Below are 23,498 nucleotides of genomic sequence, written 5' to 3' on the forward strand. Positions count from 1 at the left end.
ATTATGGTATCGCCATAATGGGTTTTACATTTTACTTTACCGTTTCCTTTACTTCTTCAAACGGCCATGCTGGTAGTGTGTTTGATAATGGCTTGTCCTCGCGGTAGCCTAAAACATATTCCGCCTGCATAACAGTATGTATTTCACGAGTTCCTTCATAAATAACTGGTGCCTTAGCATTTCTTAAATAACGCTCTACCGGGTACTCATTGGAGAATCCATATGCCCCGTGGATTTGTACTGCATCATTTGCGGCTTCCCAAGCATAATCACAAGCCTGCCATTTTGCTAGAGAAGTTTCGCGTGTATTTCGTTTCCCTTGATTTTTTAACCAGCCAGCTCTAAATACAAGTAAACGTGATATCTGAAGGCCCGCCTCCATTTTAGCAATCATTTGCTGCACAAGCTGGTGCTTGCCGATTTCTTTTCCAAAAGTACTTCTTTCGTGACAATATTTTAAGCTTGCTTCTAGGCTGGCCATGATGGTTCCGCATGCACCTGCTGCCACTGTAAATCTGCCGTTATCCAGCGCAGACATGGCAATTTTAAAGCCCTCTCCCTCTTGTCCAAGTAAATTTTCTTTCGGGATTCTCACATTGTCAAAAAAGAGTTCTCCCGTATTCCCTGCACGAATTCCTAGTTTACCTTTAATCGCTTTTGAAGAAAATCCTTCCCATTTCCGCTCTACAATAAATGCGGAGATTCCGTGATGTCTTTTGCTCTTATCAGTGTATGCAAACACTAAAAAGTGATCGGCTGCATCACAAAGGGAAATCCATGTTTTGGACCCATTTAATATGTAATAATCGCCTTCTCTTACAGCTGTTGTTTGCATCGCCGCAACGTCTGATCCGGCATTTGGCTCGGTTAATCCAAAGGCCCCAACCTTTTCACCTTTAGCTTGTGGTGTAAGGTACTTTTGCTTTTGTTCCTCATTGCCCCATTGCAGCAATGTCATGCTGTTAAGACCTGTGTGAACTGATACCGCTGTACGGAAGGCAGTATCACCTCTTTCTAATTCCTCGCAGACAATGGCTAAAGCATTATAATCCATACCGCTGCCGCCGTATTGCTCGGGAATGCATACACCCATTAGGCCCAAATCAGCCAATCGAGTCAGAATGGACGATTCAAAATGCTGTTTTTCATCCCATTCACGAATATATGGGTTAATTTCCTTGTCTACAAACTGTCTTACTGTTTTTCTTAATAATTCTTGTTCCTCTGTAAGTGAAAAATCCATCATTGTTCTGTTCCTCCTGAGTCTATTGTAAGTTTAATTGCGAGAATCCCTGGTTTAATTTGTGAATTTTACCTGTTTATTTGCGAATCTAATCCATTTATTTGCGAATTGAGCTGTTTTATTTGCAAATAACCCCAGCCAGCAAATTTTTTCAAAAAGCTGGCCGGGTTTCACCAGATTACTTAACCGTCAACGGAACAACCTTTTGCCCAATCGCCGCAATCAATTCCTTTGGCATTGGGAAGCTCAAGGCTGCCGGGTCCTTCATGACAGCTGTAATCGTCTGCAGCAGAGCTTCTTCGGAAATATTGTATTCTTTAAAATCAGCTGGCAGGCCGCACTTTTTCTGGAGCAAGCGAATTTTCTCCACAACCTTAGATAAAGCTGTTTCAGGTGAATTTCCCTTCACATCTAAATTTAAGGCTTGAGCTAATTCAGCCGCCTTCGGCAAATACAGCTGCGGGACCAGTTCCATGACTACCGGTAAGAACACAGCGTTTGCCAAGCCATGCGGGATGCGGAACAATGCACCATAAGCGTGGGCCATATTATGAACTGGAATCGCGTTTAAGGCAAAGCTGAAGGCAGTAATTCCCATTAAACTCGCCTGCAGCAGATCCATCCGGGCATCAAGGTTCCCGCCGTCGTATACTGCCACCGGAAGATTTTTCTCAATTAAGCGAATCGCATGAAGGGCATAAGCATCGGTCAAACCTGTCGCTGTCGGTGATGCCAGTGCCTCAATCGCATGTGTTAAAGCATCAAAACCGGTAAAGGCGGTAATGAATGGCGGAAGTCCGACAGTTAAATCCGGATCTAAAACCGTCATATCGGCACTTAAAAACGGATTGATGATATTCGTCTTCATTTGAATGTCTTCATTATAAATAACCGCAATTGGCGACACCTCTGATCCGGTGCCCGCTGTCGTCGGTATGGCAATATGCGGAATTGGAATATAGTTCGCCTTTGGAAAAGACTCATACAATAAGCCGCCAGGAATGGCCTCTTTAATGTCGGCAAGCCCTTTATGGAGTGCGTACTTTACACCTTTGACAGTATCAAGTACACTACCGCCGCCTACTGCCAGCAAACTATCTGCCCCAACTTCCTTTGCATAACGGACTGCATCATTAATACAACGGCTTTCCGCATCTTGAGCAATATCAAGATACGTTCCAACCAACTGCGGGCCGCTTCCATGGCCAGTTAACTCAAAAATAGATGCTACTTTTTCGACGATACCTGCTTTTTCTAGTCCTTTATCGCTTAAAAGAAGAACACGTTTGGCACCAAGCCCGGCGAATAAACTCGGTACCATGGCCCGTGAATTTGAACCGCTGTAAATTCCAGTACGTAACATGAACTGTGATAAGGTTGTTTTCATATTAAATCCTCACCTCTTCATTTGTTTTGGCCGAATAAAATACCGTACCAATTACGTCTTTCAAGCTCTGGGGTCATGGAGGTGTGAACATGCTTCACTTGTGTATAGGCATCTAGTGAATGCTGCCCCATTTCCCGTCCGATGCCGCTTTGTTTATATCCGCCGAACGGAGCATCACTGCGGAGCATATGCCAGTCATTGATCCAAACCACTCCTGCTTGAAGCTTTCTTGCAACCTCATACGCCTTGTTTACATCACGAGTCCAAATACCGGCAGCTAAGCCATAAATCGTATCATTTGCCATTTTAATCGCTTCATCTAAATCGGAATAACGGATGACAGATAGTACAGGTCCGAAAATTTCTTCTTGAGCAATTTTCATATCGTTTGTTACATTCGTAAAAATCGTTGGCTCGATGAAATGACCTTCTTCACAGCCTGGCACTTTCACTTCTTTACCGCCGCAAACTAATGTTGCTCCTTCTTGCTTACCAGCTTCAATGTAAGAGAGAATGGTTTCTTTTTGTTTTTTCGAAATGACAGGTCCAACATCCGTTGCAGGATCAAGCGGATTTCCGAGCTTTATTTTTCCAGCCAAGGCCACAAGTCCTTCTACGACCTGGTCATAAAGCTTATCAGGTACAAATAACCGGGTACCGGATTCACATAACTGACCGGAATGAAGGAATACGCCAAACAAACTTCCAGGGAGAGCGATACTTAGGTCGGCATCTTCTAAAATAATATTTGGCGATTTTCCTCCAAGCTCTAAGGTAGTATTTTTGATCGTCCCTGCGGCAAGTCCCATAATTCTTCTGCCAACCTCGGTTGATCCTGTAAAGGCAACCTTGTCAACTTTTGGATTTGTCACCAGGGCCTCACCTACTTCTGCACCAGGACCGGCCACAACGTTTATGACGCCTGGAGGCACGACGGCAGAGATAATTTCTGCTAGTTTCAAAGTAGAAAGCGGGGTATAGCTTGCAGGCTTAATCACAATGGTATTCCCCATAGCCAGTGCCGGAGCAATCTTCCATGTCGCGATCACCATTGGCAGATTCCAAGGGGTGATGGCTGCACAAACGCCAATAGGCTCTCTCCAGATAAAGTTATGGGCCGGCCCAGGGAATGGAGGAACTGGAAGAGTCTCAGAAAAAGGATATTCTAACGTAAATTTTGCCAGCGTTTGAAATAAATCAACCATTTGTAGAATATCGCTGCTGCCAATCCGGCGTACAGTTCCACCTGAACTAATTGCTTCCAAGTACGCCAATTCTTCTGCATTCTCAGCAATTTGATAGGAAATAGCATAGAGTACATTTGCCCGATCTTTTGGCTTCATACTTTTCCAATCACCATGGTCAAAGGCATCACGTGCCGCTTTCACAGCAAGTTCCACGTCAGCCGGCGTCCCTTTTGCAACCTTAGCTACCAGCTCACCAGTTGCTGGGTTGAGCACATCAAACATTTCCTGGCTGCGAGCTTGCTCCCACTTTCCGTTTATAAAGTGGGGAAATGCTGGTACCTCTACCTGTACAGTCATCGTAAATCCTCCTTAGTTATATTTTCATTACAGAACCCCAATCTCACTGTCTGTTACTCTATAAATCTCTTCGATTTTTTTACCTTTCGCTCTTGCTAATACTTCCATCCGGACTGATAGTTGTTTTAGAGTAAAATTCATGACATCATCAGGATTTCCTCCGAACGAGCTTACATCCCTTCCGGCAATTCCTTCCTGATTTAACCGAATAGCTAACGGAGTCAGTTCTGCCATCTTAGTTGCAACAAAATCAAAGAGATGTGGATGTTCACAAATCAATCTTTGCAAAAGGAAGGTGCCATAGCCGATATGTCTTGACTCATCCTTCTTTAAATTTCCTACTCCTTCGAGCAGGCCTGGCATAATATTAGACTTTTCTAACGCCTCATAGAACGAGTAATATCCCGTTTCTGCTAATACGCCTTCAACAAACATGTTGTAAACGACAGATGCCTCAGCTATCGCTTCTGGAGATTGGTCGGTTACAAGGCGGTCCATCGTCGTTGGGAGGATTTCATAGAATATCTTTTGATATGTTTCTGTATGGAAATGGGAAAGATCCCCTCGCTCGCCAAGAGCATTTAAAACAAGACGGAAAAATTCGGTGTGCTTGGCTTCCTCAAATAAAAAGGTCGTTAGAAACATTTCTTCTTCTAGACGGCCTTCTTTAGCAATTGCCATGATTAGTGGTAGAAGATCAAGTGTTACAGCCTCTTCCCCTGCCTGGAATTGCGAAATCAGCCTCAGGATATCCTGTTTTTGTACAGCATTAAGGGTTTGCCAATCCCGTTGATCCTGGCTAAAATCGATATCGGCCGGATTCCAAGTTCCCAACCGCTTTGCTTTTTGATATAGACGATAAGGGAAAGAATCTTCAAGTAAACCTCGTTTGCTCGTTGTCAAAATGGTTCTTTTTTCCATAACATTTCCTCCTTTTATATAGTTCAAGGATTTATGAAGACAAAGCTTCTGGTGTGTCATTGTTTTTTGTCCTCATGGAGGATCCATGCGGACAAACCTGATGAGATTTTGATGATTTCTGTCCACATAGAGGGTTCATGAAGACAATCCTAGAGGGATTTCGATGTTTGCTGTCCTTATAGAGGGTCCATGAGGACAATCCTATAGGGATTTCCATGTTTGTTGTCCTCATGAAATAACAATATCCGCAGCCGCTTTACGCAAATGTGTTTTCAAGATTTTCCCCACCCCATTTCGAGGCAAGGATTCAAGAAACACGACTCTTCTAGGTGTTTTGTTTTTGGCGAGGTGGTCCTGGCAATAACAGATTAATTCCTCCTCCGTCACATCATTACCCGGTTTCATGACAACGCAGGCGACCATTTCTTCGCCCATTCGCTCATCCGGAACTCCGACAACTGCTGCTTCAAACACCTGTTCATGAGCATTGAGAATTTCTTCGACATCACGGGGGTAAACATTAAAGCCGCCGCGTATAATTAAATCCTTTTTCCGGTCGACAATGTATACATAGCCGCCCTCATCAATCCGGGCCATGTCACCAGTATATAACCATGAATCCTTTATCACTCGAAGTGATTCTTCCGGATTCTGGTAGTATCCTGGCGTAACATTATCACCGCGAACGACTAATTCTCCCACTTCGCCTAAAGGAAGCTCCTCACCAATTTCATTCACAATTTTCACTTCTACCCCCGGAATCGGAATTCCGACCGAACCTGGTTTGATTTCATAGCCTTTCCTGTGTGCAGTGACTACCGGTGCTGCTTCTGATAATCCATAGCCTTCATAAACCTTTGCGCCAAACTTTTGTTCAAATGCATTTATTAAGGCGACCGGAAGCGGTGCTGATCCAGAACCTACTGACTCCAGGCTTGAAGTGTCATATCGGTCAGCTTCTGGATAGGAAACTAAGGCGTGAATCATCGCAGGAACGGCAGAAAAAGTTTTAACACCATATTTTTCAATCGTGCTAAAAACCGCTTTAACATCAAAGCTGGAGAAAACAACAATCGAGCTTCCTGTCAGGAAGCATACATTTGAAACCGTCAGACCATAGACATGCGCAAGTGGCAGAACCCCAAGTGTAGTTCCTTGCTCTGTATCATTATGTTTAGCGGAATTCGCTGCATTGGAAAAGAGATTTTTATGGGTTAAGAGAACTCCTTTTGGATTACCAGTAGTACCAGATGTATATAAAATAACTGCCGTATCTTCTGGATTCACTTCACCAAACTCACGGCCCTCACCTTGCTCCAATACATCATAAAAGTTTCTCGCCTCGTCATTTGATGGTTGATCAACCACAATTAACTGAGGTTTTGACGGTAATCCTTCTAAAGCTTTTTCCACATTTTGAAGAAAATAGGAGGAAGTTATAACTGCTTTAGCCCCTGAATTTAAGGCAATGTAATGAAGCTCTTTTGGATGAAGCGTGAACATAACCGGAACGATGATTGCACCCGCCCTTGTAATTCCCTGATAGGAAAAAAGGACTTCGGGACAATTGGGCATGCAAACAATAACCCGGTCGTCTTTATCAATGCCAAGAGTTTGTAATCCGTTGGCAAATTGGTCAGCAAATTGTTTCGTTTCCACATTTGTAAAAGTCCTATCCTTGAAAAATAATAGCGGATACTCCCCAAACTCAGCGATATTGGTCTCTAGCAGGTCCTTTAACTTCATTAAATCCTCTCCTATTTATAAAATGAAAGAATTTCACCATCTTTATATGGCGTGGCAAACGACAAACGAACCTTTTTGTTCATATCTGACAAGATGTCTCTCCTCAAGCAAATCTAAATGACCTTGAATTTGTGATAATCCTAGAAACACGGTTCTGCCATGTAAACGTGGATACATTTCAGAACAGATCTCAAATATTGTTTTCTCACCTCTGCGAAGAATTTGTACTATCTGGTCACAACGCTTCTCCTGTTCTAGCAATCTTGTTTTAATTAACGATAAATGTTCAGAAAATGCCTCTCCATGACCCGGGTAAATCATCGTTAGTGGCAGCCCGCTTACTTTTTCGAGAGAGTGACGGTACTGAAGGAGCGGTTTTGGCCTGACATTCTCCCCCGGATTAGGCGGTTCGATAAAAGCGTTTACAGAAAAGGCCTTTATAAGATGGTCACCTGCAAGAGCATCCCCTGTTTCGGGATTCCAGAGTAAAATGTCACATTGGCTATGACCGGGAACATGTACTAGTTCAAACCTTTCTCCACCCAAATGAATTTCATCCCCTTCATTTAGGAAGGAAACATTTCTCCACTTTTCCTCTCTGAAGCGACGTTGAATGATATGCTCGAAGGGATCTGCCCCACAGCTTTCTAAAAAATAATTAAAAAACTGCTGGACTCTCTCAAACTCGTTTAAACCAGCATTAATCGAACCCTTTGCCTTCTCATGGACAAGAATAGGTATATCTATCTCTTCCTGAATATGTGGAATAGCTCCCGAGTGGTCTATATGAATATGGGTAAGCACAATTTGATCAATATCTTTTAATGTAACACCATTATTATGTAATTTTGATTTAAGCTGCTGAAAAGATTCTTTTCCGGGATTTCCTGTATCGATTAACGTAACGGTTTCACCAATCGCCAAAAAGGCATTCACTGTCCCTTCAGCAAAGTGGGTTTCTAATTCAAGGGGGACGATTTTAACCAATCCATTGCCCCTCCATTCCAAAAAAATTATACTACCACCACAATTCGCAGGTGGTTTAACCCATCTGCTAACAAAACTATATTACTGGCAATCATATAATATGATTAACTTCCTACAAAATATGAAAATTAATTATTTTTTTCAAAAAATAATTAATCCCCCTTGTGTACAATCACGGATGAAGCATTATCGTAATTTCTACAAGGGGGAAAAGCTTTTTTAAATTGGCTATTACTCTTTTATTATTTGAATTTATTTCACTTTAATTGGCACGATTTTACCGTTTTCAACTGCTGCAACTACTAACTCTGATTCGAAACCGCCATCCTCGCCAATTTTAGGAATATTGTAAACCTTTGCTTTATCTGGCATGTTATCAAGACCCTTTTGCATATTGGCACGGATTTTTTCAACATCGTCAACGGAACCCGCAGCCTTCATAGCTTCAACGAATGCATACATACCAATGTAATTTAAGCCTGCTTCAGAGCCTGGATCTTCATTATATTTAGCTTTATAATTCTTCACATATTCAGGGACAGCAGCCTCATCAGAATCAACTAATGGCATTACACCAATTGCTCCGTTAAGTGCATCATAGCCGCCAGTAATCTTTTTCATTTCATCTAATTTAGCTTGGTCCATAACGATGAAACCACCCTTAAATCCAAGCTCTCTTGCTTGTTTTGCCACTTTTGCTGTTGGTTCAGATGCACCACCGATAAATAATACATCCGGCTTTTCTTTAAGAGCATTTGTAACGATCGTAAAGAAATCAGTTTCTTTTGCAAAGTCAATAGAAGAATTGTAAACCACTTTTCCACCTTGTTTTTCCCAATATGGTTTAAGCTTTGCAGACCAGTCCTTGCCATATTGAGATGCAGTTGGAAGGAAAGCAATTTTCTTTCCGAACTTGTCCATTGTATAATCAGTAAACGGCTTTAGATAGCCATCATAACGAGGAGGAATTCGGACAGTTAGTTTGTTGCCAACATCAGAAACTTTCGGTTCACTTGTGTAAGCTCCAATAATGAATTTATCCTGTTGGTTAAATACTTGTAGTGCGAATACGCCACCGCTGTGCGGTGTAAAAATAATTGGCGTTTTATTTTCCTGCATGAGCCTTTTCGCATTGGCCCCTGCTTCGTTCGGTAGGTATTTATCGTCTAAAGAAACGATATTTAATTTGTACTTTTTACCGCCAACTTCAAATCCGCCAGCGCTGTTAATTTCCTCAGCCGCCATCGAAATACCGTTTAGGGTACGCTTACCGTAAAATGCTGCAGGTCCGCTTAATGGCCCAGTGTAACCAATGTTGACTGTTCCTACTTCATCTGACTTACTGCCGCCGCCATTTGATGCTGGCTTGCTTGACGTTTTATCGCTTGTACTATTACATGCAGCCAAACTGAAAATCATTACGAAGATAAAACACATCATTAATAAAGACTTTATTCTTTTCATTGGTTTTCCCCCTATTAATTTTTCTAATCTTCAGATATTGCTAGTGATGAATAATCCCTTCATCACCCCCTTAAAGGCAATGTTAGAATTAGGCACCAATATAAGCTTTTCGTACCTCATCATTAGCGAACAATTCGGCCGAGGTGCCTTGAAGAACAATGGAGCCATTTTCAAAAACATAGCCTTTGTCAGCAATTTTTAAAGCAGCGTTGGCATTTTGTTCAGCTAACAGGATCGTGGTTCCCTCTTTATTAATTTTCTGAATAACTTCAAACATTTGCTCAACGATTAATGGAGCAAGACCAATGGATGGTTCATCCAGGAGCATTAACTTTGGTTTTGACATCAATGCTCGGCCGATGGCAACCATTTGCTGCTGTCCGCCGCTCAGAGAACCCGCCGCGTCATGGCGCTTATCCTTTAAAATTGGGAATAATTCATATACATATTCAAGAGATTGCTTGATTTGCGCTTTTCTCCCACGATGTACATAGGCACCCATATTAAGATTCTCTTCAACTGACATCGCAGGGAACAGTTTACGTCCTTCAGGGCATTGACCTATACCTAATTGGACAATTTGATCAGCTGACTTCCTATTGATTTTTTCCCCTTCAAAGAGAACTTCGCCGACTGCCGGCTTGCTTAATCCGCTTATAGTTCTGAAGGTTGTACTCTTTCCAGCCCCGTTTGCACCTAATAGGACAACGATTTCCCCAGCATTTACTTCAATATTAATGTCATGGACGGCTGTAAAGCTTCCATATTTGACAGAGACATTATTAAGTTTAAGCAATGGCGCTCCCTCCCAAATAAGCTTTAATAACCGTTTCGTTATTACGGATTTCCTCTGGCCTGCCCTCGGCAATTTTTTCACCATAGTTCAAGACCATAATTTTGTCAGCTATTCTCATAATCATTTGCATTTTGTGCTCGATTAAGCAAACCGTAATCCCCTTTGACACCATCTTTTGCATTAATTCCGCTAAGCCTTCGGTTTCATCAGGGTTCACACCAGCGGCCGGTTCATCTAGGAAAACAATTTCCGGATCGGTCGCTAGCGCTAGCGCAAATGCTGTCCGCTTCTTCTCTTCTTGAGTTAAGCTGCCAACAATGTTACCTGCGATGTTTTTCAAACCAACGAATTCTAACACTTCCATTGCCTTGTCACGGCATTGTGCCTCTTCCCTCTTTAGACGAGGTGTTCTTAATATGGCATCAACTAACGTTGATTTCGTTCTTAATCTATGACCGACGATTACATTATCTAAAACAGTCGATTGCTCAAAAAGATTAGTTGTTTGAAAGGTACGCGCGACTCCAAGTTCCGCTATTTTATTGGATGGCAACTTAGTAATATCCACTCCTTTAAAAATAACCTGCCCGGAAGTCGGCTGATGGAATCCGCTGATCAAGTTAAAAAAGGTAGATTTCCCAGCACCATTAGGTCCGATAATCGCATTAATTTTCCCTTGTTCAATCGTGAAGTCGACATTATTAACGGCTGTATTACCACCGAACCTCTTAGTCAGATTTTTTGTTTCTAAAAAGATCACGCCTATCCCTCCTTCACTTGTTTATCTGAGATTGTATTTTTTTCAATAACCATTTCTTTGGCAATTCGAGTTTTTGGCGCTATTGTTGATTTCTGACTGCCTTTCGATCTGATCATTTGGAAAAGACCAGAAACTCCTCCAACGATACCACGAGGGTAAAAAATAACCAATAAAGTTAAAACTGGTCCAAATATGAGCATCCGTTGATCCTGTAAATCTTGCAAAAATTGGGATAGCCAAACGATGAGCAGAGTACCAACAATAGGACCGCTTAATGTTCCAATCCCTCCTACTAGTAAATAGGTTAATAAGTCAAACGTAATATTAATAGCACCAATGTCAGGTCCAATAAAGCGTACAAATGAAGCATACAAAGCACCAGAGAGACCAGCAAAGAACGTTGAAAGAACAAATACGGTTAATTTGTTTTTCATCGTTGAAATTCCGATGGTTTGCGCAAGATCCTCACTATTACGAATCGCAATATAGGTTCTTCCTGATAAAGAGTGAATAATTCGATACATAACTAGAACGACCAGGAGTAAGAACACTAAAACAAGATAATAATTTGATAGTTCGTTATCAAATTTGATTGGACCAATATTGGCTGGGGCAGGAATCCCAATTAATCCACGGACGCCTTCTGTCAGGCTCTCCCATTTATCAATCACTAGATAAAGAATATAACCTAAGCACAATGTATAAATGGCGAAGAAATGCTCTTTTGTCCGTAAAGCAATTACGCCGACTACAAGACCTAAGACACTTGTAATAACAAGGGCTAACAAAAAGGCCAGCCAGAAATTCATTTGTGCTTTAACTGTTAAAATTCCAAGTGAATACGCACCGATTGCAAAGAATCCGGCATGTGCCAAAGAAAGGTATCCCGTATAACCAGCTAGTAAATTGAGACCATAAACCCCGATCATCCAGATGAAGGATAACGTCATGACGTGAATAATATAAGTATTATTTTGTGTCATGAAAGGAAAGAAAACCGCAAGTAAAACTAAAACAGGAATGACGATTTTTTTATTTAAGATCGTTGACATTAATGGCCCCCCTTTGAAAACAGTCCAGTCGGCTTCACTGTTAGGATAATAACAAGGAGGATAAAGGCAATGATGTCCTTATAGTCATTAGAGATATACGTTGCACCTAAACTTTCACTAAATCCTAAAATATAACCTCCTACAATCGCGCCCGGGATACTTCCCATTCCTCCAAGGATGATGATTACAAATGCTTTTAAAATGACGAGTTGTCCCATCCCTGGGAATACTAGATTAATAGGTGCCGATAATGATGAAGCGATCGCAGCAAGGCCCCCTGAAATCATAAAAGTTAACATGGCAACCTTATTCGTATTTACCCCAACTAAGTTTGCCCCTTCACGATTTTGCGACATGGCAATGATCGTTGCACCTGTATAGGTCTTTTTCAGGAATAGATATAACAACACCATAACGACAATTGCAGCGATAACAATTAACAGCCTTTGCATAGTAATCGTTAAACCAAAAATTTGTACAACACTTTCATATGGGGTTGGCATTGACTGGTAATCGGCACCCCAAAATTTTTGAGCGAATGCCTCCAAGAATAAGAGAATACCAATGGCAGCAATCTTATCATGGATTGGCGGTGCCTCTCTAAGCGGGTGGAAGACTAACCGTTCCATTAATACTCCGATGAGGCCAACTACAATAATTGAAACGAATATCGCAATCCAGTAATGAAGTCCAAATTTGGTCATCATGGTTAATGTTACGTACCCGCCCATCATGTATAATGCACCGTGAGCGAAATTTGGAATGTGCAGAATACCATAAACTAACGTTAATCCTAACGCTACCAAGGCATATACGCTTCCAATGGTCAGACCATTAAATAACTGCTGTATTAAAATCTCCATTGCTCTCCTCCTTTTTTGTTAAAACACTGCTTGTCCACAAAATATTCCATCCGGTGAGCCCTCCATTTGAAGCTCACCGTTTAATATTCACTCTTATTGAACTGTATTTTCCGCTTTTGCATTTTCCTCATCCTGCAGAGTACGCCATAAAATCTTTCCGCTAGATGTCATAGGGAACTGCTTTCTGAATTCAATATATCTTGGGTATTTATAAGCAGCCATATTTTCTTTTGACCACTCGATGATTTCTTCCTCATTCACTTTCCCTTCAAAGCCTTCATTTAAAATGACAAATGCTTTGACGGTTTCTCCTCTTCTTGGATCAGGAACGCCTACAACACAGGCTTGCTGGATTGCTGGGTGTTTATAAAGATAAGATTCCACTTCTGTCGGCCAAACCTTAAATCCAGATGCATTGATCATCCGTTTCACACGATCGACAATGAAGAAATAACCTTCTTCATCATACCGGCCAATATCACCTGTTCTGAAAAACTTCTTCCCGTCTAAATCGATAAATGAACTTCTATTTTCATCATCACGGTTATAATAACCTACCATTACCTGAGGACCATTGACGATGATTTCTCCAACTTCACCGACACCTAGTTCTTTTCCCGTTGCAGGATCGATAATTTTAGCATCCACATCAAAGGATGGAATCCCAAGGCATTGCATTTTAGGACGTTCTGCCGGATTGAAATGGGTTTGGGCAATCGTTTCGGAAAGCCCATATCCTTCCACAAATCGTAATCCCGATAGTTTATATAATTTTTCACCAACTGCTTCTGGCAGTGCAGCGCCCCCTCCAGAAATAGAGGTTAATGTTGAAATATCCTCCGCTGTTAATTTAGGATTCGCTAAGAAATCGACAATCATTGTCGCAATTGTAACCCAATGGGTACATCCTAAATTCTTAATTAAGTCGACAGCAGTATCCCGGTTCCATCTGGTCATGACCACAATGGTGCTACCGCTGTATATTGGCATATGCATGCTATGCACCATTCCTGTAACATGGAAAAGAGGAAGCGTCATGAGGTGAAGCGCATTTGGTGTTGACTGTGACCAATGATAACAGCCAACCGTGTTCGCCTGTACTGTCTTGTTCGTATGCATACATCCCTTTGGCAGTCCGGTTGTACCGGATGTATAAGGAAGAACTGCCAGGTCATCACCCTTCGATGTATGATCAGATGGATTCAGATTTACCTGAATGGCATCACACCAATGGTAATGGTAGGCTTCAGTGAAGGTTGCTCTTGGCAGTTCAACCTCCTGTGGCAATACTCCTTGGAAATCTTCCCCTTTATAATCGGAATAAGCAGCAATTAACAAATTCTCAAGGGAAGTTCTGCCTAATAGCGGCTGGACACGATCGTATAGTTCTTGTCCAAGTATTGCCGTTTTAATTCCACAATCCCGGATATAAAATTCCAATTCATTGGCAACTAGCATCGGATTGATCGGCACAACCACGGCATTCGCCCTTATTATTGCATAGTAGCCAATGATGAATTGCGGCGAATTTTGCATGAACAGCAAAACCTTGTCACCTTTACGGACTCCTAACTTATGCTCTAAATACCCTGCTAGGGCATTTACTTCAGCATCTAGGTCCTGATATGTAAGTTTGTTTCCGTAATAATAAATGGCATCTTGATCTGGATATCGACGTGCACTTACTTGAAGGTTGTCATAAAGTGAAGTTGAAGGTACCTTCAACGATTTTGCAAGTTTTGGCCAATATTTGTGATGAAGAGTTAACATGATGCAGCTCTCCTTTTCATTAGAATGTTAAATGGAGTTTGACACTTTCTCCGGATTTGAGATTCCGTTAAGGACCATATCTAGAAAAATCTCAACCACTTTTTCCACTGGGACTTCGCCGTCAGGATTGAACCAATAATAGCTCCAATTCGTCATTCCAAGAATTCCTAACGTTAGGATATCGGCTCGGAACTCCTTCTTTATTACGCCTTGATTAATTCCTTCTTCGACCAATTTCTGCGTATTTCTTCGGAATGTAGCTCGTTTTTCTTTTATCTCTTGAACATTTTTTTCATTTAAATGCCTTTGTTCCCTCGTAAAAATTCGGGCACTAGGGCCTTTTGATTGGATGTTGTTTATGAGCATAAAGACAATCTCATATAGTTTTTTGGTAAAATCATAGGAAGTGTTTTGTAAAATGACTTCCTGCTGCATCACAATCTCCTCGATATACGATAAGTGAATATCCTTCAATAATTCTTCTTTACTGCTAAAGTAATAGTAAAAGGTTCCCTTCGTAACACCCATTTCTTGAACAATATCCTGCACAGAAGTGGATTTAAAACCATTTTGGTGAAATAGATGGATCCCAGTTTCCATTATTTTTTGCTTCATAGGATGTTTCCTTTCGACTATTAATCTAGTTGGAAGGAAAGGGAGGCAACAAACTCCCTCCTTTTCCTATTTGCCTAATGCTCAGTTTTGATATTATTCGCGTTCAATGATAGTTGCGATTCCTTGACCGCCGCCAATACAAGCGGTAATCAAGGCGTACCTTCCTTCGGAGCGATGTAATTCATATACAGCTTTTGTTGCCAGGATGGCACCGGTTGCTCCTAACGGATGTCCATGGGCAATTGCTCCCCCGTTTACATTTACTTTTGCGAGATCCATTTCAAGTTCTCGATTACAAGCTAACACTTGAGAGGCGAAAGCTTCATTAATTTCAACAAGATCTATTTGGTCTAGCGAAAGGCCTGATTTTTCCAATACTTTTCTTACCGCCGGAACAGGTCCAATTCCCATGATATTCGGATCCACTCCCGCAACAGCATATTGGCGAATAACAGCTAACGGAGTGAGATTTAATTCTTCCGCTTTTTCTCTCGACATGATGACAAGTGCGGATGCGGCATCATTTAATCCTGAACTGCTTCCAGCTGTAACTGTGCCGCCTTTTAAAAACGCCGGGTTCAGTTTGGCCAATCCTTCGATTGTCGTTTGCGGCCTTGGGTGTTCATCGGTATTAAAGATCACAGGCTCTCCCTTTTTAACCGGGATTGTTATCGGCACAATTTGTTCGTCAAAACGTCCTTCTTTCATGGCTGTTGCCATCCGCTGTTGACTTTGAAACGAAAATTCATCTTGCTCTTCTCTAGAAATCTGGTATTTTTCTGCCAGATTTTCTGCGGTTATTCCCATTGGTGGGTTGCCGGCTTCTTCAGTTGATACCTGTAATTTCGTAAAGCTCGGCGGTTCGGCATGATATGGTTTTTCAGGACGCGCCATCAAATATGGGGCACGGCTCATGCTCTCTGTTCCGCCAGCTATAAAGATATCTCCATCACCTGCTTTAATCGCCTGAGCTGCCAGATTAATAGCGTTAATGCCAGATCCGCATTGACGGTCAACGGTTACCCCTGGGATATCTATCGATAATCCTGTTTGGATGACAGATAATCTAGCAATATTTCCTCCGCCCGACAGCACATTGCCAAAAATAACATCATCAATCATTTCAGGCTTAATTTTCGCTCTTTTTACTGCTTCTTTGATTACTTCTGCACCTAAAACATGTGCAGGAACACCTGCTAGGGCACCACCCTGCCTGCCGATCGCTGTTCGAACAGCTGAAACGATGACAGCATCTCTTTTCAATTATATCGACTCCTTTAGTCAAATTTTTCCCATTGTCTCTTACATGGCATGAGCGCCGCCGTCTACCACTACGATGTCACCAGTAACAAAATTTGATGCTGGTGCTGCTAAAAATAGCGCAACTCCTTTTAAATCAGTTTCAGAGCCAAACTTTCTTAATGGGGTACCTTCAAGGATGGCTTCACCGCCTTCGTCAAGCAGCCCTTTAGACATTTTCGTTGGGAAGAAGCCCGGTGCAATGGCATTAACGTAGATACCATGTGGGCCCCATTTAACTGCTAGATCCTTTGTAAAGGTTATGACTGCACCTTTACTAGAGTTATAGCCAATGGCATTCATATATTTTGGATTGCTTCCTTGCAAACCAGCAACGGAAGCAATGTTAATGATTTTTCCAGCTTTTTGCTCGATCATGACCTTTCCAACTGCCTGGGACATTAGGAAAGTTCCGGTTACGTTAACATTCATAACCTTTTGCCAGGCTTCAAGCGGCATTTCTTCTACTGGCGCCCCCCAGGAAGCTCCACTATTATTGACAAGAATATCAATTCTTCCGAACCTTTCCACGGTTCGTTCTACGACGTTTTTTACATCTTCTGGATTGGAAACATCACATTTTAAAGCAAAGCTTTCAACCCCCAGCTTTCTAAGCCCTTCAGCCACTTCTTCACAGGCCTCAAGCTTCCTTGAACAAACAACAACATTTGCTCCAGCTTCCGCAAAGCCCTCAGCGATCTGCTGGCCGAGCCCTCTGCCGCCTCCAGTTACGATTGCTACTTTTCCGGTTAAATCAAACAATTTTTGAACATGCATGGTATTTCCTCCTATAAAACCATTAACGGTATTTTTTCAATTCGTATCTTGCAATCGCTCGCTTGTGAACCTCATCCGGGCCATCCGCTAATCTTAGAGTTCGGATATTTGCCCAGCTGGCAGCCAGCGGTGTATCTTCACTAACACCAGCTGCACCAAATGCCTGAATGGCGCGATCGATTACCTTTAATGCCATATTTGGAGCAACTACTTTAATCATGGCAATTTCTGCTTTCGCTTCTTTATTCCCTACTGTATCCATCATGTATGCCGCTTTAAGTGTCAGTAATCTAGCCTGCTCTATATCAATTCTTGCCTCGGCAATCCATTCCTGAATGACACCTTGCTCGGAAAGGTTTTTACCAAAAGCTGTCCTCGATTGAACGCGCTTACAAAGCTCTTCAAGTGCACGTTCTGCAGCACCGATTGTTCTCATGCAGTGATGAATTCGTCCTGGGCCGAGTCGACCTTGTGCAATAGCGAAGCCTTTTCCTTCATCCCAGAGCATATTGGAAGCAGGTACGCGAACATTTTTATATTCAATTTCAGCATGTCCGTGCGGAGCATGGTCATAACCGAAAACCGGCAAGATCCGTTTAATCGTTACTCCTGGAGTGTCTAGTGGTACTAGAATCATAGATTGTTGTTCATGGGTTGGAGCGGACGGATCGTTTTTACCCATGACAATCGCTATTTTACAACGTGGGTCTCCTGCACCTGATGACCACCATTTCGTTCCATTGATGACATATTCATCGCCATCGCGGATAATACTTGCCTGGATGTTGGTCGCATCAGAGGAAGCCACATCTGGTTCTGTCATCGAGAAACAGGAACGAATCTCTCCGTTTAATAACGGTTTAAGCCATTGTTCTTTATGATCTTCCTTTCCATATCGAACAAGGACTTCCATATTTCCTGTGTCTGGTGCAGCACAGTTAAATACTTCAGGGGCAATGCTGGATCGGCCCATAATTTCACAAAGCGGAGCGTATTCCAAATTCGTTAATCCAGCACCATATTCACTTTCTGGTAAGAACAAGTTCCATAATCCATGCTGTTTTGCTTTTTCCTTCAACTCTTCCATGATTGGAGGAACCTTGGAAAATGGAGCATTTTTATCAATTTGCTCATGATATACCTTTTCATTTGGATAAATAAATTTTTCCATGAAGTCATTAAGCTTTTTTTGTAATTCTTGCACTTTTTCAGAATAAGTGAAATTCATCATTAACACTCCTTTTAACATACTAACTAGTTGGTATGTTGTTAAATTTAATATATCCATAATTTTTAGAATATTCAACACAATGCTTTTCGACAAATTTCTCATTAATATAGTAGAAACATATTTTATTAACAAATAGACTCTCTTGTTCTTGAAAAAACACATAAATTCTTATATTAATCTAGTATTTTTTTGAAAAAAATTTTATTGCGACTGTCGAAATATCTTATAGACACCTGTGCCTTTTGCAATAAGCTGTTCATTTTCATCGATTATTTCCGATTCTATCGTAGCTAATTTAAAACCTTGCTGAAGTATTTTTGCCCTGGCAAAGAGATCTCCGGTGTTAATGGGAGCAAAATAATGCACATCCAAATTCACTGCTGATATAGATGTTTGATAAATTGTACGCAGATGAATGGATTGAACCATGTCAAGCATAGAGGCATGGACACCGCCATGCAGAGAATTATTCGTGTTTAACAAGTCTTTTTTTACTGCCAGCTTGAGTAAAATTTCATCTTCGTTTCCGCTTACAAGCTCAAACCCGATATGCTTAAAAAATGGGTTCTTTTCAATAATTTTATAAATTTCTTTTTCCACCATCTGCATCTTCCTCCCCCTCCCTTCCTTACTCCTGTTTAATCGGAGTTGCCTTGAAAGTACCAATTCCCTTAGCAATTAGAACCCCTTCTTCAGTGAAGATCGTCCCCTCAGCCGTTACATATTTACCCTCATGCTTCAATATTTTCGTTTTAGCCTGATAGTTATTTTTTGGCGTTAGATCGAAAAATGATAGGTTTAAATTAATTGTGGTAGCAAAGGAATTGGTTTCTATGGAGATGGTGGCACCCATAGAAATATCGAGCATCGTTGAAAAAACACCAGGATGAATCGTACCATCGTCCTGGAGCATATGCGGCTGCAAGGGTAAATCTAATTCAAACTTATCAGCGATCGTGCTTCTAAACCCCATATAATCAAAAAATGTGGATGATGTCTTTGGTCTGTTCACTCCCATGTTCCTTTCTACATAACCTCGACCATCAATGCCATTCCCTGACCTCCGCCGACGCATAGAGTAGCGATTCCCTTATTCTTTTCACGGCGTATTAGTTCGTGAATTAGGGTGGTAATGATTTTTGCTCCTGTAGCCCCAAGTGGATGCCCAAGGGCAATAGCGCCGCCATTAACATTTACCTTATCCATATCTAAATTTAATTCACGAATAACCGCAAGGGCTTGCGAGGCGAAAGCTTCGTTCAGCTCAATTAAATCAATATCCTCAAGAGTTAATCCTGTGCGCTCCAAAAGCTTTTTAACCGCCGGTACTGGTCCAATCCCCATGATTTCGGGAGAAACCCCTACAGAGGCCCAATCCACGATTTTGGCAAGCGGCTTTACCCCCAATTTATCAGCATGACTTGCTGATGTCAGTACTAATGCGGCTGCCCCGTCATTTCTGCCACAGGCATTTCCAGCTGTAACAGTGCCATTTTCTTTAAAGGCAGGGCGAAGTTTACGAAGTGCTGCTAAAGACGTTTCCGGTCTTGGATGTTCATCAACGGTAAAGACAAATGAGCTTTTTCTGCTTTTAATCTCAACCGGAACGATTTCATTCTGGAAATGATTATTATTTATGGCAGCAGATGCTCTTAATTGACTTTGCAGCGCAAAGGCATCCTGGTCCTCTCGGGAAATCGAAAATCGCTCAGCAACATTTTCTGCGGTTATGCCCATGCCAAGATCATGGCCATAGATTTCAGGGGGCTGTTGACCCGCTTCAGTGTTCGAATCAACCAACTTTGTATTATCTCCGCCAAAACGAGAGTTTCTTAGATAAATAGGGGCATTGCTCAAGCTTTCTGTACCGCCCGCAACCACGATTTCTGCCTGCCCGAAGGCAATTTGCTGGGCACCGGAGCAAATTGCTTGCATGCCGGAAGCACATAAGCGGTTAATAGTAAATGCTGGAGCAGTTTCTGATACCCCTGCCCTTAAAGCGGCTACTCTGGCCACATTCGAAGACTCAGTAGATTGTCTTACCTCTCCTAAAATTACTTCATCGACTTGCTCGGCAGAAATGCCAGCCCTTTTAATTGCCTCTTCGATAGCAATTGAAGCGAGCTGACCAGAATTTAGACTTTTTAATGCACCGCCATACCTTCCTACGGGTGTACGAACGGCACTCAAAATGACAATCTCGTTCACTTTCAAATCCCCCTAGTTTTATAGAATTAGCTGTACTCTTTTTCTAATTGTGCTGCAATGATATTTTTCTGGATTTCAGAGGTGCCTTCATAAATTCTCGTAATCCTGGCATCCCGATAATAGCGTTCTACTGGATAATCGGCGATATAGCCCAGTCCCCCATGAATTTGCACAGCTTTATCTGCCACGCGGTTATATACCTCTGAGCCATAAAGCTTCAGCATGGCCGCTTCTTTTATCACCTTCATTCCTTGATCAACCATCCAAGCAACACGGTAGGTAAAGGAACGGAGTGCTTCAATTTCCACTGCCATCTCCGCCAGCATATGGCTGACTGCCTGGTTTTTAATAATCGGCTTGCCAAATTGGATCCGTTCTTTGGCATATCTTGTTGACATATCTAATAGTTTTTGACAGGATCCTAGGTTTCGTGAAGCTAAACCAGCACGGCCATTTGCCAATATTTTTAACGCATTCACATAACCTTGGCCTTCATCTCCCAATACATTTTCAACTGGAACCTCACAATCTTCAAAAATTAATTCTGCAGAGTGCGATCCTCTTAATCCCATCTTTTTTTCAATTGCTCCGACCTGAACCCCTGGAAAATCTTTTTCCACAATAAAAGAGGTGATCCCCTTGGCACCTTGATCAGGATCTGTAACGGCCATCACCGTAAAAACACTTGCCTCTGTGGCATTGGTAATGTAATGCTTCAAACCGTTTAAAATGTATTTATCCCCGCGTCTCACCGCTGTTGTTTTTAAATTAGCTGCATTTGATCCGGCAGCCGGCTCTGTTAAAGCAAATGCGCCTAGTTTTTCGCCGCTTGCCATATCGGGAAGATACTTTTTCTTTTGCTGTTCATTTCCCATTTCAACAATGCCCACAGTCCCAATTCCTGTATGTGCTCCAATTAGTGTGGTATACCCATTATGCGTTTGCCCGATCTCCTCATATAAAGCACATTTACCTACCATGCCAATCCCAAGGCCGCCGTACTCTTCAGGTATACTTAAACCAAACAGACCCATTTCCTTTGAAAGATTAATGATTCGTTCAGGAATATGGTTTTCTTCTTCAATTTGCATCGCAACTGCTTCAACCTCGGTTTGAATAAAATCTCTAATATTCTTTTTCATAAACAGAATGTCTTCGTCTAATTCAAAGTTCATGGTTGCACCCCTAGTTCATCTAAATATAATCTTTATACTGTTTTCTTTGCATCTGCTAACAGGACTCGCTTTAATATCTTTCCAACCGTATTCCGCGGTAAAGCTTCGATGACTTCGAATTGTTTAGGAACTTTGTATCGGGTTAAGAGCTGATAGCAATGCTCTCGCAAATCCTCTTCATTTATTTCACTGCCCTGCTTTGGCACGATAAAGGCCTTCACCAATTCTCCCACTTGGCTGTCAGGTATCCCAACCACTGCCGCTTCGAGGACATCAGGGTGTTCGTACAGCACTCCTTCAACCTCCTGCGGATATACATTAAATCCGCCAACAATAATCATTTCTTTTTTCCGGCCGACGATATAAAAATATCCGTCCTCATCCATCGTGGCTAAGTCACCTGTATAAAGCCATCCATCCCGTAAGGCCTGGTTCGTTTCTTCAGGCTTATTCCAGTATCCTAACATCACCTGCGGCCCTTTTATCAGTAATTCCCCAACCGTTTTTTCCGGAAGATCTTCTCCAACATCATTAACAATTCGGCAATCTGTTTTCGGCAGCGGAATTCCAATGCTTCCAACCTTCATTAACCCATCCGGTGGGTTTCTGTGAGTAGATGGCGATGTTTCTGATAACCCATAGCCTTCACCTATCAATGCACCTGTCAACCCTTCAAACTTCTTTAAGATTTCGATGGGCAATGGAGCTGAACCACTGGTACAGGTTTTAAAGCTCGTTAAATCATAATTTCCAATATTCGGATAATTCACAAAGGCATTGTACATTTTTGGGACACCTGGGAAGAACGTCGGCCTGTAAGTTTGAATGAGATGGAGTACTTTTTCCATTTCAAATTTATTGACCAATACATTCGCTGCGCCAATGTATATGGATAGGTTCATTCCACTGGTCATCCCATACACATGGTAGAGAGGAGTGGCAGTTAAGATTGTTTCTTCGCCAAAAAACATTCGGGCTCCGTAAAGCGCTTTACTTTGAAGGACATTGGCAGTCAAATTAAAATGAGTCAGCATCGCGCCCTTCTTTTTACCGGTCGTTCCACCTGTATATTGAATAACGGCAATGTCATTTTGGGCATCAATAGCACAGGATTCATTCATCGGAGGAAAGCTGTTAATTAATTGGCGAACACTGTAAAAATCTTTACTTTCTTCGGAAATTTCCGTGACAAAAATTGCATTAAAGCTATAAGATTCTTTGAGTTGTGGTACTTTTTCAACTCCAGACGGTTCAATAACCAAATAAGTTATTTCGGAATCATGAAAAATTTCAAGAAGTTCTCTTGGAGTATAGTGGGGATTAATCTGAACCACGATCATTCCCAGCTTCAATGCTGCGTAATAGGAAATAACATAAAAGGGATGGTTAGATACCATTAAACCAAGTCTATCTCCTTTTTTAGCACCTAAGTTTTGCCATGCGGCGGCAAGCCGGTCGACCTGATCCTTCAACTGCAAGTAGTTCAAGGATTCATCTCCAAATATGAGCGCAGTTTTTTCACCATATTTCCTTGTCGTATCCTTTAAAAATGAATACAAACTAACTTCTGGGATTTGAAAGGAAAGATTAGTCGTCTCGGGGTAATGATCCATCCAGGGACGTTCGTACTCTGCATCCAAACCATTCACCTCTCCAAATG

21 protein-coding genes are annotated in these 23,498 nt (G+C 41.8%); all 21 read right to left on the reverse strand.

Translation table 11 applies throughout. The annotated features are described in order from the left end of the window. Positions 1-31: 31 nt before the first annotated feature. The 21 genes from AC59HZ_RS09710 to AC59HZ_RS09810 all read right to left on the reverse strand — a co-directional run bounded on the left by AC59HZ_RS09710 (position 32) and on the right by AC59HZ_RS09810 (position 23,478). Complete coding sequence (locus AC59HZ_RS09710; protein ID WP_496546029.1) at positions 32-1,243, reverse strand: acyl-CoA dehydrogenase family protein; 1,212 nt, start codon at positions 1,241-1,243, stop codon at positions 32-34. Between the two features lie 178 nt (positions 1,244-1,421). Next, on the reverse strand, positions 1,422-2,630 hold the full coding sequence (locus tag AC59HZ_RS09715; protein ID WP_496545602.1) for an iron-containing alcohol dehydrogenase: 1,209 nt from the start codon (positions 2,628-2,630) through the stop codon (positions 1,422-1,424). A gap of 17 nt (positions 2,631-2,647) precedes the next feature. Then, entirely contained in the window at positions 2,648-4,174 is a 1,527-nt protein-coding gene (locus AC59HZ_RS09720; RefSeq protein WP_496545603.1) for an aldehyde dehydrogenase family protein, read from the reverse strand. 27 nt (positions 4,175-4,201) lie between these two features. Next, positions 4,202-5,095: a R2-like ligand-binding oxidase gene (locus AC59HZ_RS09725; protein WP_496545604.1), complete on the reverse strand. Its 894-nt coding sequence runs from the start codon at positions 5,093-5,095 to the stop codon at positions 4,202-4,204. 228 nt (positions 5,096-5,323) lie between these two features. After that, positions 5,324-6,841 carry a long-chain-fatty-acid--CoA ligase gene (locus AC59HZ_RS09730; protein WP_496545605.1) on the reverse strand — a complete coding sequence of 506 codons (1,518 nt, stop codon included), beginning with the start codon at positions 6,839-6,841 and terminating at the stop codon, positions 5,324-5,326. A 42-nt stretch (positions 6,842-6,883) separates the two neighbouring features. Next, complete coding sequence (locus AC59HZ_RS09735) at positions 6,884-7,828, reverse strand: MBL fold metallo-hydrolase (RefSeq protein WP_496545606.1); 945 nt, start codon at positions 7,826-7,828, stop codon at positions 6,884-6,886. Between the two features lie 252 nt (positions 7,829-8,080). Next, positions 8,081-9,292: an ABC transporter substrate-binding protein gene (locus AC59HZ_RS09740; RefSeq protein WP_496545607.1), complete on the reverse strand. Its 1,212-nt coding sequence runs from the start codon at positions 9,290-9,292 to the stop codon at positions 8,081-8,083. 88 nt (positions 9,293-9,380) lie between these two features. Further along, positions 9,381-10,088, reverse strand: a complete 708-nt coding sequence (locus tag AC59HZ_RS09745; protein ID WP_496545608.1) for an ABC transporter ATP-binding protein — start codon at positions 10,086-10,088, stop codon at positions 9,381-9,383. Then, entirely contained in the window at positions 10,081-10,845 is a 765-nt protein-coding gene (locus tag AC59HZ_RS09750; protein ID WP_430066053.1) for an ABC transporter ATP-binding protein, read from the reverse strand. Before AC59HZ_RS09750 ends, AC59HZ_RS09745 begins: the two co-directional genes overlap by 8 nt. A 5-nt stretch (positions 10,846-10,850) precedes the next feature. After that, complete coding sequence (locus AC59HZ_RS09755) at positions 10,851-11,900, reverse strand: branched-chain amino acid ABC transporter permease (protein ID WP_496545609.1); 1,050 nt, start codon at positions 11,898-11,900, stop codon at positions 10,851-10,853. Next, positions 11,900-12,763 carry a branched-chain amino acid ABC transporter permease gene (locus AC59HZ_RS09760; protein WP_496545610.1) on the reverse strand — a complete coding sequence of 288 codons (864 nt, stop codon included), beginning with the start codon at positions 12,761-12,763 and terminating at the stop codon, positions 11,900-11,902. The genes AC59HZ_RS09755 and AC59HZ_RS09760 overlap by 1 nt, the downstream gene beginning before the upstream one ends. A gap of 93 nt (positions 12,764-12,856) precedes the next feature. Next, a complete protein-coding gene (locus AC59HZ_RS09765) occupies positions 12,857-14,533 on the reverse strand; it encodes a long-chain fatty acid--CoA ligase (RefSeq protein ID WP_496545611.1) in 1,677 nt (558 codons plus the stop codon). 27 nt (positions 14,534-14,560) lie between these two features. Further along, positions 14,561-15,133, reverse strand: a complete 573-nt coding sequence (locus AC59HZ_RS09770) for a TetR/AcrR family transcriptional regulator (protein WP_496545612.1) — start codon at positions 15,131-15,133, stop codon at positions 14,561-14,563. A gap of 108 nt (positions 15,134-15,241) precedes the next feature. Further along, positions 15,242-16,411 (reverse strand): thiolase family protein, encoded by a 1,170-nt coding sequence (locus AC59HZ_RS09775; protein ID WP_496545613.1) that lies wholly within the window; start codon positions 16,409-16,411, stop codon positions 15,242-15,244. A 39-nt stretch (positions 16,412-16,450) separates the two neighbouring features. Next, positions 16,451-17,224 carry an SDR family oxidoreductase gene (locus AC59HZ_RS09780; protein WP_496545614.1) on the reverse strand — a complete coding sequence of 258 codons (774 nt, stop codon included), beginning with the start codon at positions 17,222-17,224 and terminating at the stop codon, positions 16,451-16,453. Between the two features lie 22 nt (positions 17,225-17,246). Next, positions 17,247-18,452 carry an acyl-CoA dehydrogenase gene (locus tag AC59HZ_RS09785; protein WP_496546030.1) on the reverse strand — a complete coding sequence of 402 codons (1,206 nt, stop codon included), beginning with the start codon at positions 18,450-18,452 and terminating at the stop codon, positions 17,247-17,249. A gap of 204 nt (positions 18,453-18,656) precedes the next feature. Then, positions 18,657-19,064, reverse strand: a complete 408-nt coding sequence (locus AC59HZ_RS09790; protein WP_496545615.1) for a PaaI family thioesterase — start codon at positions 19,062-19,064, stop codon at positions 18,657-18,659. A gap of 19 nt (positions 19,065-19,083) precedes the next feature. Continuing rightward, complete coding sequence (locus tag AC59HZ_RS09795) at positions 19,084-19,473, reverse strand: PaaI family thioesterase (RefSeq protein WP_496545616.1); 390 nt, start codon at positions 19,471-19,473, stop codon at positions 19,084-19,086. A gap of 8 nt (positions 19,474-19,481) precedes the next feature. Then, complete coding sequence (locus AC59HZ_RS09800; protein WP_496545617.1) at positions 19,482-20,663, reverse strand: thiolase family protein; 1,182 nt, start codon at positions 20,661-20,663, stop codon at positions 19,482-19,484. Between the two features lie 26 nt (positions 20,664-20,689). Continuing rightward, positions 20,690-21,838, reverse strand: a complete 1,149-nt coding sequence (locus AC59HZ_RS09805) for an acyl-CoA dehydrogenase family protein (protein ID WP_496545618.1) — start codon at positions 21,836-21,838, stop codon at positions 20,690-20,692. 32 nt (positions 21,839-21,870) lie between these two features. Further along, positions 21,871-23,478 carry a long-chain-fatty-acid--CoA ligase gene (locus AC59HZ_RS09810; protein WP_496545619.1) on the reverse strand — a complete coding sequence of 536 codons (1,608 nt, stop codon included), beginning with the start codon at positions 23,476-23,478 and terminating at the stop codon, positions 21,871-21,873. Positions 23,479-23,498: the final 20 nt, after the last annotated feature.

The sequence above is a fragment of the Neobacillus sp. DZ-9 genome, from assembly GCF_059587065.1.